This is a genomic window from Variovorax sp. 05N34 (assembly GCF_056397405.1).
In genome coordinates this window covers 97897-113871 of sequence record NZ_JBFTNI010000012.1, presented here as the reverse complement: position 1 = coordinate 113871, position 15975 = coordinate 97897, and the positions used below count along the sequence as shown (strand labels likewise).

Genomic DNA, 15975 nt, shown 5'->3' with positions numbered 1-15975 from the left:
GCAACCGGAGTTGCTCATGAACGAGCCTGACGCAGGCGCACTGCAGGAAAACGCGTGGCCTCCTCCACCCGCGCGCTCCGGCCAGCGCCTCTTCGTATTGAAGGAAGGTGACACCTTCATCGTGGCGGACGCCATGGGCGACATCACGGGTGAAGGCGATGGCCTCTTCCACAACGACACGCGGCTGCTGTCCACCTTCAGGGTTTTGATGAATGGGCAGACGCCCAGCCTGCTCTCCAGCGACGTCAGCCAGGACAACGCCTTCTTCACGGCCAACCTGACGAACCATCCATTGCCCCCGCTGGGTGGCGAATCGATGCCCGAAGGCGTGATTCACCTGGAGCGGCGGCGCTTCCTCTGCAACAACCGCGTCTATGAACGCATCTCGCTCGTCAACTACAGCGATCTCGCAACGCGCGTGCCGCTGCAGTTGCTTTACGCGGCCGACTTTCGCGACATGTTCGAAGTGCGCGGGCAAACCCGCACCAAGCGCGGCGAATTCGCTGCCGGGCAGGTCGGCGAACACTGCGTCGAACTTCGCTATCGCGGGCTGGACTCCGTGTGGCGCGACGTTTCCATCGCTTTCTCCGAAGTCCCGCAGCAGATGAACGACTCCGGGGCATCGTTCGACGTCGCATTGGCCGGGCGACAGCATTGGGTGCTCTATCTCGAGGTCGGCTCCGGGCTCGCGCTGCCCTCGCGTCTTCGCTATCGGGACGCCGCCGCACGTGCGCGCCGCGGCTTGCGCGTCCGGCGCCGCCGGGGGGCGCGACTGCACGCATCCAACCGGCTCTTCCAGGCGTGGATCGACAAGTCCGAAGCCGATCTCGCCCTGCTGACGACCGACTTGCCGACGGGGCCTTATCCGTATGCGGGCATCCCGTGGTTCTCGACGCCGTTCGGGCGCGACGCGGTCATCACGGCGATGCAGACACTCTGGCTCGACCCGGCTCTGGCGCGCGGCGTGCTGGCCTTCCTGGCAGCGCACCAATCGCATGAAACCTCGTCCTTCCGCGATGCGGAGCCGGGAAAGATCATGCACGAGACCCGCAAGGGCGAGATGGCCGCGGTCAACGAACTGCCCTTTGGCAAGTACTACGGCGGCGTGGACACGACCCCGCTTTTCGTGATGCTCGCGGCTGCCTACGCACGACGCACCGGCGACCATGGCTTCATCGACGACATCTGGGGCGCCTTGCTGGCGGCCACCGCGTGGATCGAGGACAACGTACGGCGCCACGACGGCTTCGTGAGCTATGCGCGCGGCGAGACCACCGGCCTTGCGAATCAGGGCTGGAAGGACAGCCATGACTCCGTCTTCCACGCCGACGGCAGTTCGCCGGTCGGGCCGATTGCGCTGGTGGAAGTCCAGGGCTATGCGTTCTCCGCATTTCTCGGCATGGCCCACATGGCGGCGCGGCGCGGCGACCACGACAGCGCAACCCGCTGGAACGAGTCCGCCAGGGAAATGGCCGCGCGCGTCGAAAAGAAGTTCTGGCGGGATGAGCTTCAGTTCTACGCATTGGCGCTCGACGGGCTTGGCGATCCTTGCCGGGTGCGCGCATCGAACGCGGGGCACCTTCTGTTCACGGGCCTGCCTTCGGCCGAGCGCGGACGGGCGGTCGCGCGGCAACTGCTCACCGGTGCGTTCGACACCGGCTGGGGCCTGCGCACGCTGCCCGCCAACATGGCGCGCTTCAATCCGATGTCGTATCACAACGGGTCTGTCTGGCCGCACGATGTCGCGGTATGCGCCGCCGGCATCGCGCGCTACGGCGAACGCGATGGCGCCGTCCACCTCATCGGCAGCATGTTCGAGGCCGCGATCAATTTCGGGCTGCGGCTGCCGGAGCTGTACTGCGGTTTCAATCGCGCATCGGGCGAAGCGCCGGTCGCCTATCCGGTGGCCTGTTTGCCGCAGGCGTGGGCGGCGGGTTCGGTGTTCATGCTGCTGCAGTCGGTGCTCGGGGTTCATGTCGACGGGCACGAACACACATTGCGCGTCGATCAGCCGCTCTTGCCGCAGGGCATCGAAACCATCGAACTCCACGGACTGCAACTAGGCGGGAACCGGGTCGACGTCGCATTCAGTCGCGCCAATGGACGCGTGGTTGCATTTGCCGAGCAGCGGGAGGACCCCGCAGGACGCCAGCAGGGAGCGGCGCGAAAGAGAGTGCGCTTCGATCTTCGCTACTAGGCTTCTTTGCTCTTCTAGCCTTCCTTGCCTTCCTTGCCTTCCTTGGCTTGCTCCCCGCGACGTTCACGGCCGAGTTGCTCCATCATCTTTTCACCGACGCGGTCCTTCCCATCGCTCGGTACCGAGTCCTCCTGGGTGATCTCGGGTTCCTCTGCGTCATCGATCCTGTTGCGCGAAGGCGGCGGCTTCGTGACTCTTGGCTTCATCTTCGCTCCAGTGATTGCTGAGTGTTGAGGGAGCCCATGGTGGGCCAACCCCGCGCCATCGGCCTCGGTGGAAGTCGCCCAGTTCTGTCGGTGACCACTGACGGCCGAGCCGACAAGCGGCTTTGTGCAATGCACCCCCTCCTGTCCGACAGGCTGTGCAGGCCAACGCTGATCCGGCAGGCCCTTCGTGACGGCTAGGGTGAAGGCTTTTCAGGAGGTACTGTCATGGCTGACAAGCAACTCGATGGCGTGCGTGTCGCGATCCTGGTGACCGATGGCTTCGAGCAGGTCGAAATGGTGAAGCCGCGCAAGGCGCTCGATGACGCCGGCGCAGTGACGAAGCTCGTTTCGCCCAAGGACGACAAGGTGCGCGGCTGGAACCACCACGATCAGGCGGACTCGTTTCCCGTCGACGTCCCCTTGGCCGAGGCGCAACCCGAGGAGTTCGATGCACTGCTGCTCCCGGGCGGCGTGGTCAATCCCGACGCGTTGCGCATCGACGGCAAGGCCGTCGCCTTCGTTCGGTCGTTCATCGATGCGGCCAAGCCGATTGCCGCGATCTGCCACGGTCCCTGGACGCTGGTCGAGGCCGAGGGCGTCAAGGGCCACCAGATGACGTCATGGCCCTCGCTGCACACCGATCTGAAGAACGCCGGTGCGGATTGGGTGGACGAACCCGTGGTGGTGGACGATGGATTGGTCACCAGCCGCAGGCCCGACGACATCCCCTACTTCAATGCCGAGATGGTGAAGCTCTTCGCGAGCGCTGCGCATTGAGCGGGACTCGCAATGTCTCGACAACCAGGATTTGCCATGAAACCACAGGGCCAGGTCGGAAGCGATGAACGCGATAACAAGCGCGTCATCCGCTGGGGCGCCATTGCCATTGCAGTGCTGCTGGTGGGTGCGCTGAGCTACAACTTCTTCTCGACGCAGCGAAGCGAGGAGCCCGCAGGGCCGGCGAACTCGCAGTCGTCGACGCCATCTCAGCCTCCCTCGGGCGGCGCGACCACGGGCACGCAGACACGATGACTGATGCCCGTGCCCATCTGAACGAGGCGCAGCTGCAAGAACTCGAAGCGCTGCTGGTGCGCCGCGAGGAGGACCTGCGCGCTGAAGTGCGGGATCTCAAGCAAAGCGGTCTCGCGTCCAGCGAACCCCGTCCGCGTGAGGTCAATGACCCCGTCGACATTGCCGACGAGCGCTTCCTCGCCGGACTCGATCATGTGCAGTTGATGCGCGACCAGGAGGAGTTGCGCGACATCCAGGACGCGCGCGAACGCATGCGCGAGAAGCGCTTCGGCTTCTGCGACGAATGCGACGAGCCGATTCCTTTCGCTCGCCTGCTGGCGAAACCGACGGCGAAGCTCTGCCTGGAGCATCAGGAGCAGTGGGAGAACAACCACCGCTCGGTTCCGCCGTTTGGTGCGTAGGGGGCCTTGCAGCCCTTATCGTCATCTCTCCGCCGTGCCCGGCTCCGCCAGCTTCCGGTGACCCTCGGCCGACATCTGCGAAGGCAGCACCTTGGCCATCGCGACCTGCATCTTGTTCTTGAGACCGGCGACCACGTCGGCCTCTCCGTCTTCCATGGCCTTGAAGCCGATCTTCGCGACTTCGGCGGGGTCCATCTTCTTGTCGGTGCCCACCTTCGTGTCCAGCATGTCCGCACGCGCGAAGAATTCAGTGTCGGTGGGACCTGGCATCAGGCAAGTGACGGTCACCCCCGAGTCCTTCAATTCGTTGCGCAAGGCCGCGGCAAACGAGTCCACGAATGCCTTGGTTCCGTTGTAGACAGCCTGGAAACTGCCGGGCATGAAGCCGGCGACCGAGCCGGTGACCAGGATCTTTCCGCGGCCGTCCGCGACCATCCTGGCGCCCAGCTCGCGCAGCAGGTACAGCGTGCCCGTGATGTTGGTGTCCACGACGTGCTGTATCTCGGCGAAATCCTGCTCCATGAACGCCCTGCCGAGGCCATGGCCAGCATTGGCGAGCAAGGCTTCGACGTGCCGGCCGCCCACCTTGGAGACCAATTTGTCGACACCGTCGCGGCTGGCAAGCTCGACCTGCACCGTCTCGACTTGCGCGCCGAGCGAGCGGCAGTCTTGCGCAGCCGCCTCCAGAGGCTGGTCGGCGGCCAGCAAAAGGTCGTAACCGCCTTCCGCGCAACACTTCGCCAGGTTGAAGCCAATGCCCGACGACGCGCCGGTGACGACCGCCAAGGGACGGCCGGAGATTTCATTTGCCATGGTGTGTTCCTCGAGTGCCGATCAACTATGTTGCTTGGAGCTCGAACTGTCGCCCGTACGGCTGCTGCTGCCGGAACCGCCAGAGCTACTTGACGAGGCACCTGACGCGCCCGACGCGCCTGACGTACCCGACGATGCTCCGCTCGAACCCTGGCCCGATGACTGCTGGCTGCGGGCTGCGCGCCAGGTGTTGAACTCGTCCGCGAACTTGCCGTACCGCTCACGCCGATAGGCATCGAAGTCGTCGTCGAAGCGCTCCATCTGCTCATTGCGCCATTGCAGATAGTCCGGGTCCGAGTGACGTCCCTGCCCCTGGATGTACTGCTGTCTTCCGCGACCCTGCACCCCGCTTCCAATACCGCTGCCCCATGTGCGCGGGCCGGTCGGCATGTCCCAGTCGCTCTGGCTCTGGTCACGGCCGTAGCCGCTCATGTAGCCGGCACCGAGCGTGCCTCGGCCCTGTTCGCTCTCGCGGCCGTATTCCCCTGGGCCGCCAAATCGCGATCCCTGCGATCCCTGCGATCCCTGCGAACCCTGGTTGTGCGTGCGCCAACTGTCGCGCTCATGCGATGAGCGGCCGTAGTCTCGATCGGGATTGCCTCGATCGAAATCGTTGCCCCAGTAGCCGCGCTGATAGTCACTGCCCTGGCCGCCTTGACTGCGGCCGCCCTGGGACCACCCCGACTCATAGCCGCCGTATTCGGAACCGCCCATCTGCGTGCTGCGGCCCTGAAAAGCCTCGTGCTGACCCTGGCCCTGTCCACGGCCCCGCCACTCGCGGTTCTGCTCGTCGCGCCAATCCTGACCGCCGCGCCGGTCGTCATCTCTCCACTGCATGGCAAACTCCTTTGAAAGGTTGGAAAACCAGACTAGATGGACGACCCCGTGCCTCTGTCGGAGCGAAGCGCGAGTTGCGTAGGAAGAGCACCGGCAGTGCAAAGACTTCAAAAGACTTCAGATGGATTCGCACCGATCGCCCGAAAGGAGCTGCTCGGGAACCTGGAAGAAGCGCCAACTCGTGTCGGATCCGGCTCGCTCAAAAACCCACACCAGGTCGAATCGGTCGTCCGGCCACGACTGGGGTGTTTCGTCCCGGCCACCCATGAGCGCATTGCCAATATCGACAATCGCCTTGTGCTCCCAAGCGACGAGCACCGCGCCGGGCAATTGCGCAATGTGCGCGACCAAGTCCGCCTCTTGCCCTTTCTGGAATTGCGTCGACACGGTTTTTCCGATGAAGCCGGCCAACGGCTGAAGGGTCTGCAGAGCACGTTCGCTGGGTGCCTTTTCCGTGGGCCGGGGGGCGAACAGGAACTCTGGCTTCTCGATATGCTCGGCGCCGCCTCCGGTAAAGCCGGTGAAGAAGCTCACCAGCGCTCCCGCCCTTTGCCAGCCGAGAACGCTCAGTGCCTGCGGGCTGGCGCTGCCATTCGAGTTCACCCCCTGGACGCTGCCGTCCTCATTGGGCTTCTCTGCATGGCGAATGACCATGACGCGATAAGTCTTCATGGCATGACAAGCAAAGTGGCTGGTATGCCGAAGCAAGCTGCGCCCGCCGACGCGACGACCGGGCAAGCCAAAGTCGTCTACTGCTGGCAGGTCAGTCCGACAACGAAGCCGTTGCCGTAGGATTCATCCGTCCGGCGCTTCAGTCCCCCGCCGAGTCGTCACCTCGCACGTGTGACCGACATTGCGTTCACGGTCTCGGCAAAACCCAACGGGTACTCCAAGACTGCGGGGGTCCTTCGGAAGAACGCAGTCTCCGAAGGACCCTTTGTTGAATCAGCGCATGGCGCCGCGCCGGCGAGGGCGAACGCGTTCAGTTGACACAGCTGTAGCTCGCTGCGATGTTGAGATCTCCAGTCCCGTTGTACTTGGGCCAGGTGATCTTGGCGTATCACCAGGCACCGTCAAGACCTATCGCGACCGCGCCTTCGATCGGCTTGGCATTCATCACCCCAATGAGTTATTCGCACTCGTGATGGGCAAGGGCCCAAACTGAACTAAGGGTGAGACGCCACAACGGCACCTGAAACTGCTCAGCATCAGCAGCAAAGCAAAAGGGCCGGTTCGCGGCCCTTTTGCATTTCCTGAGCCGCGGGCTATTACTGGCAAATGAAGTTCGCTGCGTCTTCGATGCTGCCGGTGCCCTTGTAGGTCGCGCTCGTTGGGTAGGCGCACAGTGGGCGGGTGCGGCCCGGCCATGGCGTCCCGACAGGAGCAGTACCGATGATCGACGCGGGCGCTGCGCCCTTCTCGACCCAGTTCACGACTGCAGCGAAAGCATCCATGGTGCTCGTTCCGGGCCCGCCCAAGCAGTGCTGCACGCCCGGCATCAGGAACAAGCGGGCGAATTCCTGCGTCTTCGCGTAGTTGAACGGCGTTCCGCCGTTGGCCGTGTTGAGTTGCTCATACCAGTCAACCATGGCCATCGGCGAGAAGGGACCGCCGCTTTGAGGCTGATACACGATCAGTTTGCCCTTCCTGCCCTTGAGCTTGGAATAGTCGGTCGAGTCCGCCTGCAGCTGATCGAACGACGAGACCGGGAATGCAACTGTCGTGTTGAACAAGCTCGCGTAATAGGCGTCGAGGTCGTAGTTCAGCATGATCTTGGTCAGACCCTCTGCTGCCGTCGGCGCCGGGGACGTCGGTGGCGTGGGTGCGAGAACCGTACTGAGCGCGCCTCCCGCGCCGCCGGTGAAGTCCAGCGAATTGTTCTGCGCGGTGGCGAGGTTCGCCTGGTAAGAGCCAATCTTCCACGAACGCCAGCCGGTTGCAATGTTGGTTGCACCCGCAGCGTTGCAATCCGCAGCGCTCGTGCAGCCCGCGATGCCGGCGTCCCACATCCATGGGTAGTAGGGGCGCTTGCCCGACGGAGTGACTGGCCCGGCATATATCTTCACGATCGCGTCGATCTGACCGGAAGTGAGACAACCGTCGGCCTTGGCGCCACTGCATTGCACAAGGTCGAGCTTCGGCAACACCTTGGATGTGGTGCACTGCAAAGGCTTGTTGACCATCCCATCGATCAGCCCATCCAAGCCGTCGCACGCATCCAGGACGGCCTTGGACACCAATTGCAGGTCTTGATTGGTGAAGGTGTTGCTGGCCAACGGCACGCCGTTCACCGAAGCAAGATTCATCGAAGTCGCCAGAGCGCCAAGAACTTGCGCGTCGTAGACCTCATGCGTGGACATCGTTGTGAGCTTGAAGCCCGGATCACCCGCCACGATTCCATCGTACTGGTCACCCAATCGTTGCGAGACCATCATCGCTTCGCGGCCACCCATGGAGCAGCCTTCGAAATAGGCGTAGTCCTGCGCTTCGTTGTAGTAGGTCTTGACGAAGGAGTTGAGAGCTTGAGTCGTCTGCTCGATGGCGCGATAGGCGAAATCCGTTCGAGCTTCGAAGTCAGTGGCGAAGGCACCCGTGGCCGCGGCCATGGGATCGTTGTTCTTGACGTTGTCGTGGCCGGAATCGTTGGCGGCGGTCGCATAGCCCTGCCGCAGTCGCGTGAGCGTGTCGGGAACGCTGCCATCGAGTCCACCTCCACCCGACATCGCAGAGCGTCCATTCCACGCCGTGGGCAAGCGGACTCGCCAGTTGATCGCGTAAGTCTGCGTCACACCCGGCGAGCTCTGGGCGCCGACACGCGCCGCGCGAATCGTGCCGACAAGATCGCAATGCTCGGGTGTGGCGGGCGTATTGCCTGAAGCAGCAACCGCGGCACTGAACGTGGCGGTCGTGACCTTCGTTTGGGCCGGAAAGCTCGCATTGTTTTCAACCAAGCCGGCCAATGCTTCGCAGGTCGACTTGCTCGGGCCCTGGAAGGGCGTCGTTGACGGCGGCGTCGAGGTCGTCCCTCCCCCCGAGCTGGCGGTCCCTGTTCCCGTTCCCGAGCCACTGCCGGAGGCAGGCGAGACCGGAAAGCCGCCGCCCCCGCCACCGCCACAGGCTCCGAGGGCCGCGATGGCGAAAAGGAGCGCCATCCGAGATGCACTAAGTTTGCCCAACATGTCTTGTCTCCGTGTGAGTTTTGAAGGCGCGATCAAGCCGCTTCGGTCCGGCTGTGGTGATGCTTGTCGCTGCAATCACAATACAGTTATGTACTGTGATTCTTAGGAATGTAAAACGTCCTCATTGCAGTGAGAGGCGGTGTTTTTACTTAGCAGCGTACATTTCTGTATGGACAAAAGACGCAATAGATCTCCATGCCGTCTCAAACGCCCTGCACGGCCCATGCGAGGCCAACGGACCACCGTTCGGGTGCCTTCGCAATGGTCTATGCGACTTCGATCACCACGGCAGCGCCCATGTCTCCGGCCGCGCAGCCAGTGAACAGGCCCACGCCGCCTCCGTCCATCGCGAGGGAATGCGCAAGCTCAGCAATGCCACGCATTCCAGTCGGCGATTGCGGGTGACCGTAGATAAGGCTGCAGCCGAGTGGATTCATGCGCTCGAGCGGAAAGCCCGTCTCGCGGTGCAGCTATAGGTCATTCACCGCAAAGGGATTGTGCGTGTTGATGATCTTGAGATCCGCCACGCGCTTGCCGGCAGACGTGAGCGCCTTGTGCGCCGCGATGGCAGGCGCCTTCGGCATACGGCCCTTCTCCGCGCGCGCGAACGCCGCTGACAGCAAGCGCACGACCGGTTGGCCATCGGCGAGTTGCACTGCCTTGGCCTTGCTCGTGAGGACTGCGCCTGCCGTGCCGTCCGCGGGATGCGTTTGCGTTCCGTGAGTGATGACGCCGCCGGGCTTCGCCGGCGAAAGCTTCGCCAAGCCTGCCGCGCTGTACTCGCTGATGCCTTCGTCTACCTCCAGCACGATCTTCGACTTGCGGGATTGAAGGACGATAGGCCGCAAATAGCGCTTCTGCGCGGCGCGGTCATCCCTCAATGAGTCTTCGTACTGGGAGTAACGCAGCAGCGTGAGTTCATCGCACTGCTGACGCGTGAAGCCGCCATCGACTGCAGTGCACTCCGCCGTGTAGAGCATGGATTCGCTCGTCCACGGATCGGCGGCGAAGGAATCGAGCACCCAGTTCGTCGTGTGGGGTGCCCCGCCCATCGAAGCGCTGCGCGGGTAGACAAGCAGCGGTCCGTTGCTGGTGCGGTCGGAAGTGACCACGACCTGCGTCTGGCCATCGCCAAGCTGCGACGCGGCTGCCGCGCTGACCAGGCAGGCCACAGCCGTGGCGCAGGCCTGTGCGATCGAAGGTCCCCCGATGCCCGGCATCCCCAATTGGGCCGCGATCCACGGCGGCGCGTAGAAGCTGTCTGGCTGGGGAATGGTGGTGCCGAAGACGATCTGCCCGGCGTCCGCAGGATGGAAACCGCCCGCCGCAAGCGCATCGCGTGTGACCTGCACCGCCAGGTCGAGTGCGGACGAATCAGCCGCCGCGCCCTGCCAGCGGATGAATGGTGAGCTCCACAAAAGGGGCAAGGGAATGTAGGCGTCGTCGAAACGCATGAAGACCTCTCAATCGGAATCAAAGGACGACCACGCGCGGGTCGGATGGGTTGGAGTACAGAGCATCTACATCCGCTTCGCGCCTTTTAAGCACCACTCGCTGGTTGATGTAGCCCTTGTCTGTGATCTCGCCGGCGTCGATCGACGGCGCGTCTCCCAGCACCAGTACCCGGCCCGGGCACTGGGAACTGCCCGCGCCCACTGCACGCAAGGATTTAAGTGCATCACGCACACGGTCGATGACCTTGGCACAATCACATTGCCGCCCTTGCGGGGACAGAAAGATCATGAGCCCCAGCTCTTCGCGGTCGTGCCCTGTCACCACTGCGTCGGCCACATACGGCGACATGGCACTGATGGCACGCAACCGAACCGTGCCCACCGAAACCCACGTGCCGCTGGTGAGCTTGAAGTCCTCCGCAACGCGTCCATCGAAGGCGATGCCCTTTGCCGGATCCGCCGGGTCCACTAGCTTGGCCGCGTCGCCTATGCAATAGAAGCCCTCGTCGTCGAACGCGGCAGCCGTGGTCTCCGGCGCGTTGCGATAGCCCGGAAACACTTGCGGTCCCTTGACGCGAAGTTCGAGCTTCTCGCCGTTGGGCACGAACTTCACTTGCGAGCCCGGAAGCGGCAGACCAATGCAGCCCGCGCGCTCGATCTGCCAGTGCACAGAGGTAACCGCCGGCGACGTTTCCGTAGCACCCCAAGCGGAGGTGAACCAAATCGGCTCGTCCCGCACACTGTTGGCCACCTTCTGAAGCCGCTCCCAGGTACTCTGGGGCAAAGCGGCACCGGCGTAGAAGATGCCGTCCAGACGCTCGAAGACATCGCGTGCCGCCTGCTGATCCTTCTCCAGATATGGAAGCAGCATGTCGAACCCGCGCGGCACGTTGAAGTGGAAGTTGGGTCGAATCTCACGGAGATTGGCCAAGGTCTTCTCGATCAGCCCAGGCGCCGGACGGCCGTCGTCGATGTACAGCGCCCCGCCGTGCGCCAGCGCCATGTTGAAGTTATGGTTGGCGCCGAACGTGTGACTCCACGGTAACCATTCCACCAGCACCAGCGGCTCTCGTCCAAGGAAGGGCCACACCTGCGCAATCTGCTGCTGGTTGGCACACAGCATCTGATGCGTGTTGATGACGACCTTGGGTGCACCGGTCGAGCCGCTCGTGAGCAGGTACTTGGCCTCGGTCTGCGGCTTCACCGCGGTTGCGAGCCGCTCGACCATCGGCCCCTCCTTGGCTGCGGCCAGGGAGGCAAACGTCCGTGCATCGGGCAACTCCCTGGCATTGCGGCTGAAGTACAGCGGAGCGCTGCCGCGCCAATGCGCCAGCGCTTCGCCATACACTGCTGCATCTGCAGCGTACACAATACCGGGCTCGAGCATGTCGAGGATGCCGTGCAGCTTGCTCCAGTCACGTGTCATGCGGGTGTAGGCACTTGAGACCGTGCAGCTCACCCTGCCGATGTACATCGCCGCCAGCGACAGCAGCGCATGGTCGATGCCGTTCTCCGAAACGATCACCACGGGCCGGTGCGGCGGCATGTCCAATGCGCTGAGTCCTTGGGCAATGCGGCCGACCTGCGTCCTCACCTCCCGGTAGCTCAGGCGCAGCCACTCGCCATTGCTGTCCCGCTCAGCCAGGAAGACCGCCTCGGGGGTCGCCATGGCCCACTCGTCCAGCCAGTCTCCGATGCAGCGCGCATAGGGGCGCAACGGGTCGGCGCTGCGCAGAATGAAGCTGCCGTCGGCGCGATGTTCGCGAATTACTTGGGGCGACGCGAGCGATTCGCCGCTACGAAAGAGTGGAGTGCGCATGGCTACCTTAGGCTGCAAAGCGTGCGCACCGGGACTCGGCGGGCCGTCGCTTCCATACAGTTGTGTCTGGAAAGTTTAAAGCGTCCCGAATGTATGGTCGTCAGGGTTTCCCCGGCTGCGGGGAGGTGCGCGAGTCCAGCCGCTAGCGTTTAGCCAGCAGTGTTTCGGCCACGAAGATCTGGCGCCGTTGCTTGTCCTTTGCGGTCCCCTGATTGCGGAACAGGGATTCGGACTGCATGTAGCAATACAGCAGAAAGGCGCGAGATTTCGCGTCCTCGGCGGAAAATTCCAGCTCTGCAAAACACTCTTCCAGGTAGACCAGACGCTTGGCATCCACCGCATCCACTATCCTGCGCGCCATATCATCGCGGCGCGCCCAAGCGCGGATCGCCAATTCCACCGATGCCCCCTTGGCCGCCGCACGTCCATGGAAAGGCAATTCGACAAGCTCTCGGATCAAGTCATCTGCATGAACGCCCTGCTTGCGGTAGCGGGCAATGATTTGCTCGGTCTGCGCTTCCTGCCAGCTCAGCAGGACCCGGCTCAGCAGATCTTCCCGATCCTTGAAGTGCCAGTAAAAGCTGCCACGCGTCACTTCCATGATCTTCGCGATCACATCGACCCGGACCGCATCGATGCTGCGATGCATCAGCAGCTCCGTTGCAGCGCGGATCCAGTCGTCGGGCGTGAGTTGCGTGCGGTCCGGATTGGATGCACGAGCGGGCTTCTTTGGCGCGGCGCCGCCAGGCGATTTCGTGAGCATGCGAAATCATAATCTCGGCACTTGGTGCAGTGCCGTATCAACGGTTCGTTGCTGGCCGGCTGAAAGCAACTGGTGACCGATCACCCGCCCCGCGGTCGATTCCGTTGCGCGAGATCGCGTTCAGCCTCCAGCCAGTCCTCTTCCTCATGGCCGGGCGTGAACCCTCTGCGCTCCGACCTCGCGTAGGCCGCTTCGCGTATGCGTGACTCGCGCTCAGGGTCCTGGCCTTCAGGAGCCTCCTGCTGTTGGCCAATCCTGGTGTCGTTCTGCTCCAGATCCTCGGCGCGGATCTGCGCTTCCGTCGGTTGTGAAAGCGGTGGAGGAACGGTTGCGCCCGGCGTGCTGCCGGCCTTCTTCAATGACATATGCTGACTCCGCTCCCGGCGAGGAACAGATGGCGGTCGCGCCGGTTTCGACCTTGGCTCCGACGTCGAAACTCCTTTTCGCAAGATGGCAGTCGCGTAGGAAGTTTTCTCATCCTGGGCAGCGAAGAAGATCCACGCCCCGCCCCGCCCCGCCCCGCCCTGCCCTGCCTTGCCTTCAGGCGCCGGGCGTTTCGTCCTCGGGAATCCGCTCCAGATCGGCAAGCCAGACCGCCGCTTCGCCGTCGCTTGGCGCGCGCCAATCGCCCCGCGGCGACAGTGAGCCGCCGGAGCCCACCTTGGGCGCGTTGGGCACGCACGAGCGCTTGAACTGGCTGGTCTTGAAGAAGCGATAGAGGAAGGTGCCCAGATGCTTGCGGATCTGTGTGAGCGAATAGGCGTTTCGCTCTCCCTGCAGGTCGTCAGGCCAATGGCCCTGCGCAGCATCGTGCCACGCCGTGTAGGCGAGAAAGGCCACCTTGCTGGGGCGGAAGCCATAGCGCACGGTGTAGTAGAGATGGAAGTCCTGCAACTCGTAAGGGCCGACGAAATCCTCGGTCTTCTGCCCGGGATGCTCATCCTCCTTCGACGAATCGCCGGGGACCAGCTCGGGACTGACCTCGGTTGCGAGGATGGCCCGCAGCACGTCGCTGCCCGCGGCGCCGACCTGACCGTTGTCGGCGACCCAGCGGACCAGGTGCTTGATGAGCGTCTTCGGCACGCTGGCGTTCACGTTGTAGTGCGACATGTGATCGCCCACGCCGTAGGTGCACCAGCCGAGCGCAAGCTCGCTCAGGTCGCCGGTGCCCACCACGATCGCCTGATGGAAATTCGCGAGCCTGAACAGATGGCTCGTGCGCTCGCCGGCCTGCACGTTCTCGAAGGTGATGTCGTATTGCGGCACTCCCTCCGCGAAAGGATGGCCCAGGTCCTTGAGCATCTGATTGCAGCTCGGCCGGATGTCCAGCTCGCTCGCGCTGCAGCCGATGGCCTCCATCAGCCGCAGAGCCTGGTCCTGTGTGCGTCGGCTCGTGGCAAATCCGGGCATCGTGTAGCCGAGGATGTCCGACCGCGGGCGCTTCAGCCGGTCCATCGCCTGGGCGCACACCAGCAATGCATGGGTTGAATCCAGTCCGCCCGAGACACCGATCACCAGCTTGGAAATCGCTGCCGCCTCCAGGCGCTGCACCAGCGATTGCACCTGGATGTTGAAGACTTCCATGCAGCGCACGTCCCTGCTGCGCGCATCGGCAGGCACATAGGGGAAGCGCTCAAGCCTGCGTTGCAATCCCGGCTGCGACAGGGGCTGCCGCTGCTCGGCATCGAAATGCACCGTCCGCCATCCCTCCAGCGCCTGCTTGTGCCGCCGCGCGGAGACCCCGAACGAGTTCTGGCGCATGCGTTCGCGCGAGAGACGCTCGAGGTCAATGTCAGCCATGATGAAGTGCGAGCGGTTGCTGAATCGCTCGCTCTCGGCCAGCATGTCGCCGCTTTCGCAGATGAGGGCCTGGCCGTCCCATGCGAGATCGGTGGTCGACTCGCCAATGCCGGCCGACGAATAGAGATAGGCCGCCAGGCACCGCGCGGAGTGCAGGCTGACGAGCCGATGGCGATACTCCGACTTGCCGATGGTGATGTTCGACGCCGACAGGTTGACCAGCACCGTGGCGCCCGCCAGCGCGGCATAGCTCGACGGCGGTATCGGAACCCAGACGTCTTCGCAGATCTCCACATGCAGCTTCAGGAGCGGCGTCTGGCGGCACTCCAGCAGCAGATCGGTGCCGAAAGGCACCTGCGTACCGCACAGTGTGATCTCGCTTGCCAAGGCGCTGTCCGCCGCGCTGAACTGGCGGGCTTCGTAGAACTCGCCGTAGTTCGGCAGATAGGTCTTCGGCCACACGCCCAGCACGCGCCCACCCGACACTGCCGCCGCGCAGTTGTACAGGCGATGGTCGACCCGAAGCGGCAGGCCGACGATCGCCAGCCCCGCGAGTTCGGTCGACGCCGCGACCACCGTGGCGAGCGCGTCTTCGCAGGCGTCGAGCAAGGCCGCCTGGTGAAACAGGTCGTCGCAGGTATAGGCCGAGAGCCCCAGTTCAGGAAACGCGATGACAGCCGCGCCCTGCCGGCTCGCCTCCTGGTACATGGCCACGGTCTCGCTGGCATTGAACACCGGATCGGCAACGCGATTGCGCGGAACCGCCACTGCCAGGCGCACGAAGCCATGCGATCGCGGGTCGAGAAAGTCGGACAAGGTGGTCATGGCTCTGCCTCTGCGTCGAATCGAATGCGTGAGCCTGGCATCGTAGGCACCTGGTGGACTTCTTCAAACTGCCGGAGGACCGTGTTGTTGCGCGGCGTCGTCTGCGATGCCACGCAATCCCTGGGCACCACGACTTCCAACGAGCGCATTCGCGCCTCCATCGCCGTGCTCAGCACGCACTGGTCGCTCGCCACACCGGCGATGGCGATGCGGTGGACCTTCAGGAACTTCAGCAGGAGCTCCAGCGGCGTACCGAAGAAGGCCGAGTGGCTGGGCTTGAGGACGAAATAGTCGTCGCGGGCAGGCTCCAGTGCGCGGGTGATCTCGGCCGCGATGCCGCCGCGCTCCAGCGACTCTTGCACCAGCGTCGGGAAGTCGGATCGCCAGCGCCCGCGGTTGTCGTTGGCATAGATGACCGGCGTTCCGGTCTCCCGGCAGCGGGCCTTCAGCGCGGCAATGTTCGGGGCGATGCGCCGCGCGCCGCGCACCAGCTTGTCGCCATCCGGGAAGTCCCAGCAACTGATCATGTCGACCACCAGGAGCGCGGTGCCCCGGGGTGCGACGTCGGGCGCGATGGGAGCGGGTTGCGTTTTTTGCGGCATGGTGACGCAAATTAGCACCGGTCACGCGCGCCGCCTGTAGGCGCATC

Annotated in this window: 16 protein-coding genes and 1 pseudogene; 5 read left to right on the top strand and 12 right to left on the bottom strand. The window is 63.8% G+C overall.

All coding sequences use genetic code 11. The features are described 5' to 3' along the window. Window positions 1–16: 16 nt before the first annotated feature. Window positions 17–2197 carry an amylo-alpha-1,6-glucosidase gene (locus tag AC1DMA_RS26950; protein ID WP_478128404.1) on the top strand — a complete coding sequence of 727 codons (2181 nt, stop codon included), beginning with the start codon at window positions 17–19 and terminating at the stop codon, window positions 2195–2197. Between the two features lie 14 nt (window positions 2198–2211). Here the strand turns inward: AC1DMA_RS26950 and AC1DMA_RS26945 are convergent, their stop codons facing one another. Further along, window positions 2212–2403 (bottom strand): hypothetical protein, encoded by a 192-nt coding sequence (locus tag AC1DMA_RS26945; RefSeq protein ID WP_478146059.1) that lies wholly within the window; start codon window positions 2401–2403, stop codon window positions 2212–2214. A 225-nt stretch (window positions 2404–2628) separates the two neighbouring features. On the opposite strand from AC1DMA_RS26945, the gene AC1DMA_RS26940 reads away from it, so the two are divergent. From AC1DMA_RS26940 to AC1DMA_RS26930, 3 genes are read left to right on the top strand one after another with little or no spacing between them, the layout of a single operon-like run. Beyond that, complete coding sequence (locus AC1DMA_RS26940; protein WP_478128402.1) at window positions 2629–3180, top strand: type 1 glutamine amidotransferase domain-containing protein; 552 nt, start codon at window positions 2629–2631, stop codon at window positions 3178–3180. A gap of 36 nt (window positions 3181–3216) precedes the next feature. Then, the gene (locus tag AC1DMA_RS26935) at window positions 3217–3435 is read left to right on the top strand and encodes a hypothetical protein (RefSeq protein WP_478128401.1); all 219 of its coding nucleotides are present in this window, start codon (window positions 3217–3219) and stop codon (window positions 3433–3435) included. Then, window positions 3432–3836 carry a TraR/DksA family transcriptional regulator gene (locus tag AC1DMA_RS26930; RefSeq protein WP_478128400.1) on the top strand — a complete coding sequence of 135 codons (405 nt, stop codon included), beginning with the start codon at window positions 3432–3434 and terminating at the stop codon, window positions 3834–3836. The genes AC1DMA_RS26935 and AC1DMA_RS26930 overlap by 4 nt, the downstream gene beginning before the upstream one ends. A gap of 21 nt (window positions 3837–3857) precedes the next feature. Here the strand turns inward: AC1DMA_RS26930 and AC1DMA_RS26925 are convergent, their stop codons facing one another. The 3 genes from AC1DMA_RS26925 to AC1DMA_RS26915 all read right to left on the bottom strand — a co-directional run bounded on the left by AC1DMA_RS26925 (window position 3858) and on the right by AC1DMA_RS26915 (window position 6158). Continuing rightward, window positions 3858–4649, bottom strand: a complete 792-nt coding sequence (locus AC1DMA_RS26925) for an SDR family NAD(P)-dependent oxidoreductase (protein ID WP_478128399.1) — start codon at window positions 4647–4649, stop codon at window positions 3858–3860. Between the two features lie 21 nt (window positions 4650–4670). Then, window positions 4671–5486 carry a hypothetical protein gene (locus tag AC1DMA_RS26920; RefSeq protein WP_478146058.1) on the bottom strand — a complete coding sequence of 272 codons (816 nt, stop codon included), beginning with the start codon at window positions 5484–5486 and terminating at the stop codon, window positions 4671–4673. Between the two features lie 117 nt (window positions 5487–5603). After that, entirely contained in the window at window positions 5604–6158 is a 555-nt protein-coding gene (locus tag AC1DMA_RS26915) for a histidine phosphatase family protein (RefSeq protein WP_478128397.1), read from the bottom strand. Between the two features lie 376 nt (window positions 6159–6534). On the opposite strand from AC1DMA_RS26915, the pseudogene AC1DMA_RS26910 reads away from it, so the two are divergent. Beyond that, a pseudogene (locus tag AC1DMA_RS26910) lies at window positions 6535–6651 on the top strand (helix-turn-helix transcriptional regulator); the annotation flags it as partial. Window positions 6652–6754: 103 nt separating this feature from the next. Here AC1DMA_RS26910 and AC1DMA_RS26905 read toward each other — a convergent pair. From AC1DMA_RS26905 to AC1DMA_RS26870, 8 genes are all read right to left on the bottom strand, one after another. Beyond that, window positions 6755–8665 (bottom strand): tannase/feruloyl esterase family alpha/beta hydrolase, encoded by a 1911-nt coding sequence (locus AC1DMA_RS26905; protein WP_478146057.1) that lies wholly within the window; start codon window positions 8663–8665, stop codon window positions 6755–6757. 266 nt (window positions 8666–8931) lie between these two features. Continuing rightward, window positions 8932–9135: a hypothetical protein gene (locus AC1DMA_RS26900; protein ID WP_478146070.1), complete on the bottom strand. Its 204-nt coding sequence runs from the start codon at window positions 9133–9135 to the stop codon at window positions 8932–8934. Next, window positions 9136–10119 (bottom strand): thiolase family protein, encoded by a 984-nt coding sequence (locus tag AC1DMA_RS26895; protein WP_478146056.1) that lies wholly within the window; start codon window positions 10117–10119, stop codon window positions 9136–9138. A gap of 19 nt (window positions 10120–10138) precedes the next feature. Next, window positions 10139–11938, bottom strand: coding sequence for a feruloyl-CoA synthase (locus tag AC1DMA_RS26890; RefSeq protein ID WP_478146055.1), 1800 nt, complete (start codon window positions 11936–11938; stop codon window positions 10139–10141). Window positions 11939–12080: 142 nt separating this feature from the next. After that, a complete protein-coding gene (locus AC1DMA_RS26885; RefSeq protein WP_478128393.1) occupies window positions 12081–12701 on the bottom strand; it encodes a TetR/AcrR family transcriptional regulator in 621 nt (206 codons plus the stop codon). Between the two features lie 80 nt (window positions 12702–12781). After that, entirely contained in the window at window positions 12782–13066 is a 285-nt protein-coding gene (locus AC1DMA_RS26880) for a DUF2934 domain-containing protein (RefSeq protein WP_478146054.1), read from the bottom strand. A 175-nt stretch (window positions 13067–13241) separates the two neighbouring features. After that, the gene (locus AC1DMA_RS26875) at window positions 13242–15326 is read right to left on the bottom strand and encodes an NAD(+) synthase (protein ID WP_478146053.1); all 2085 of its coding nucleotides are present in this window, start codon (window positions 15324–15326) and stop codon (window positions 13242–13244) included. Continuing rightward, complete coding sequence (locus AC1DMA_RS26870; protein WP_478128390.1) at window positions 15323–15928, bottom strand: cysteine hydrolase family protein; 606 nt, start codon at window positions 15926–15928, stop codon at window positions 15323–15325. Before AC1DMA_RS26870 ends, AC1DMA_RS26875 begins: the two co-directional genes overlap by 4 nt. Window positions 15929–15975 lie beyond the last annotated feature (47 nt).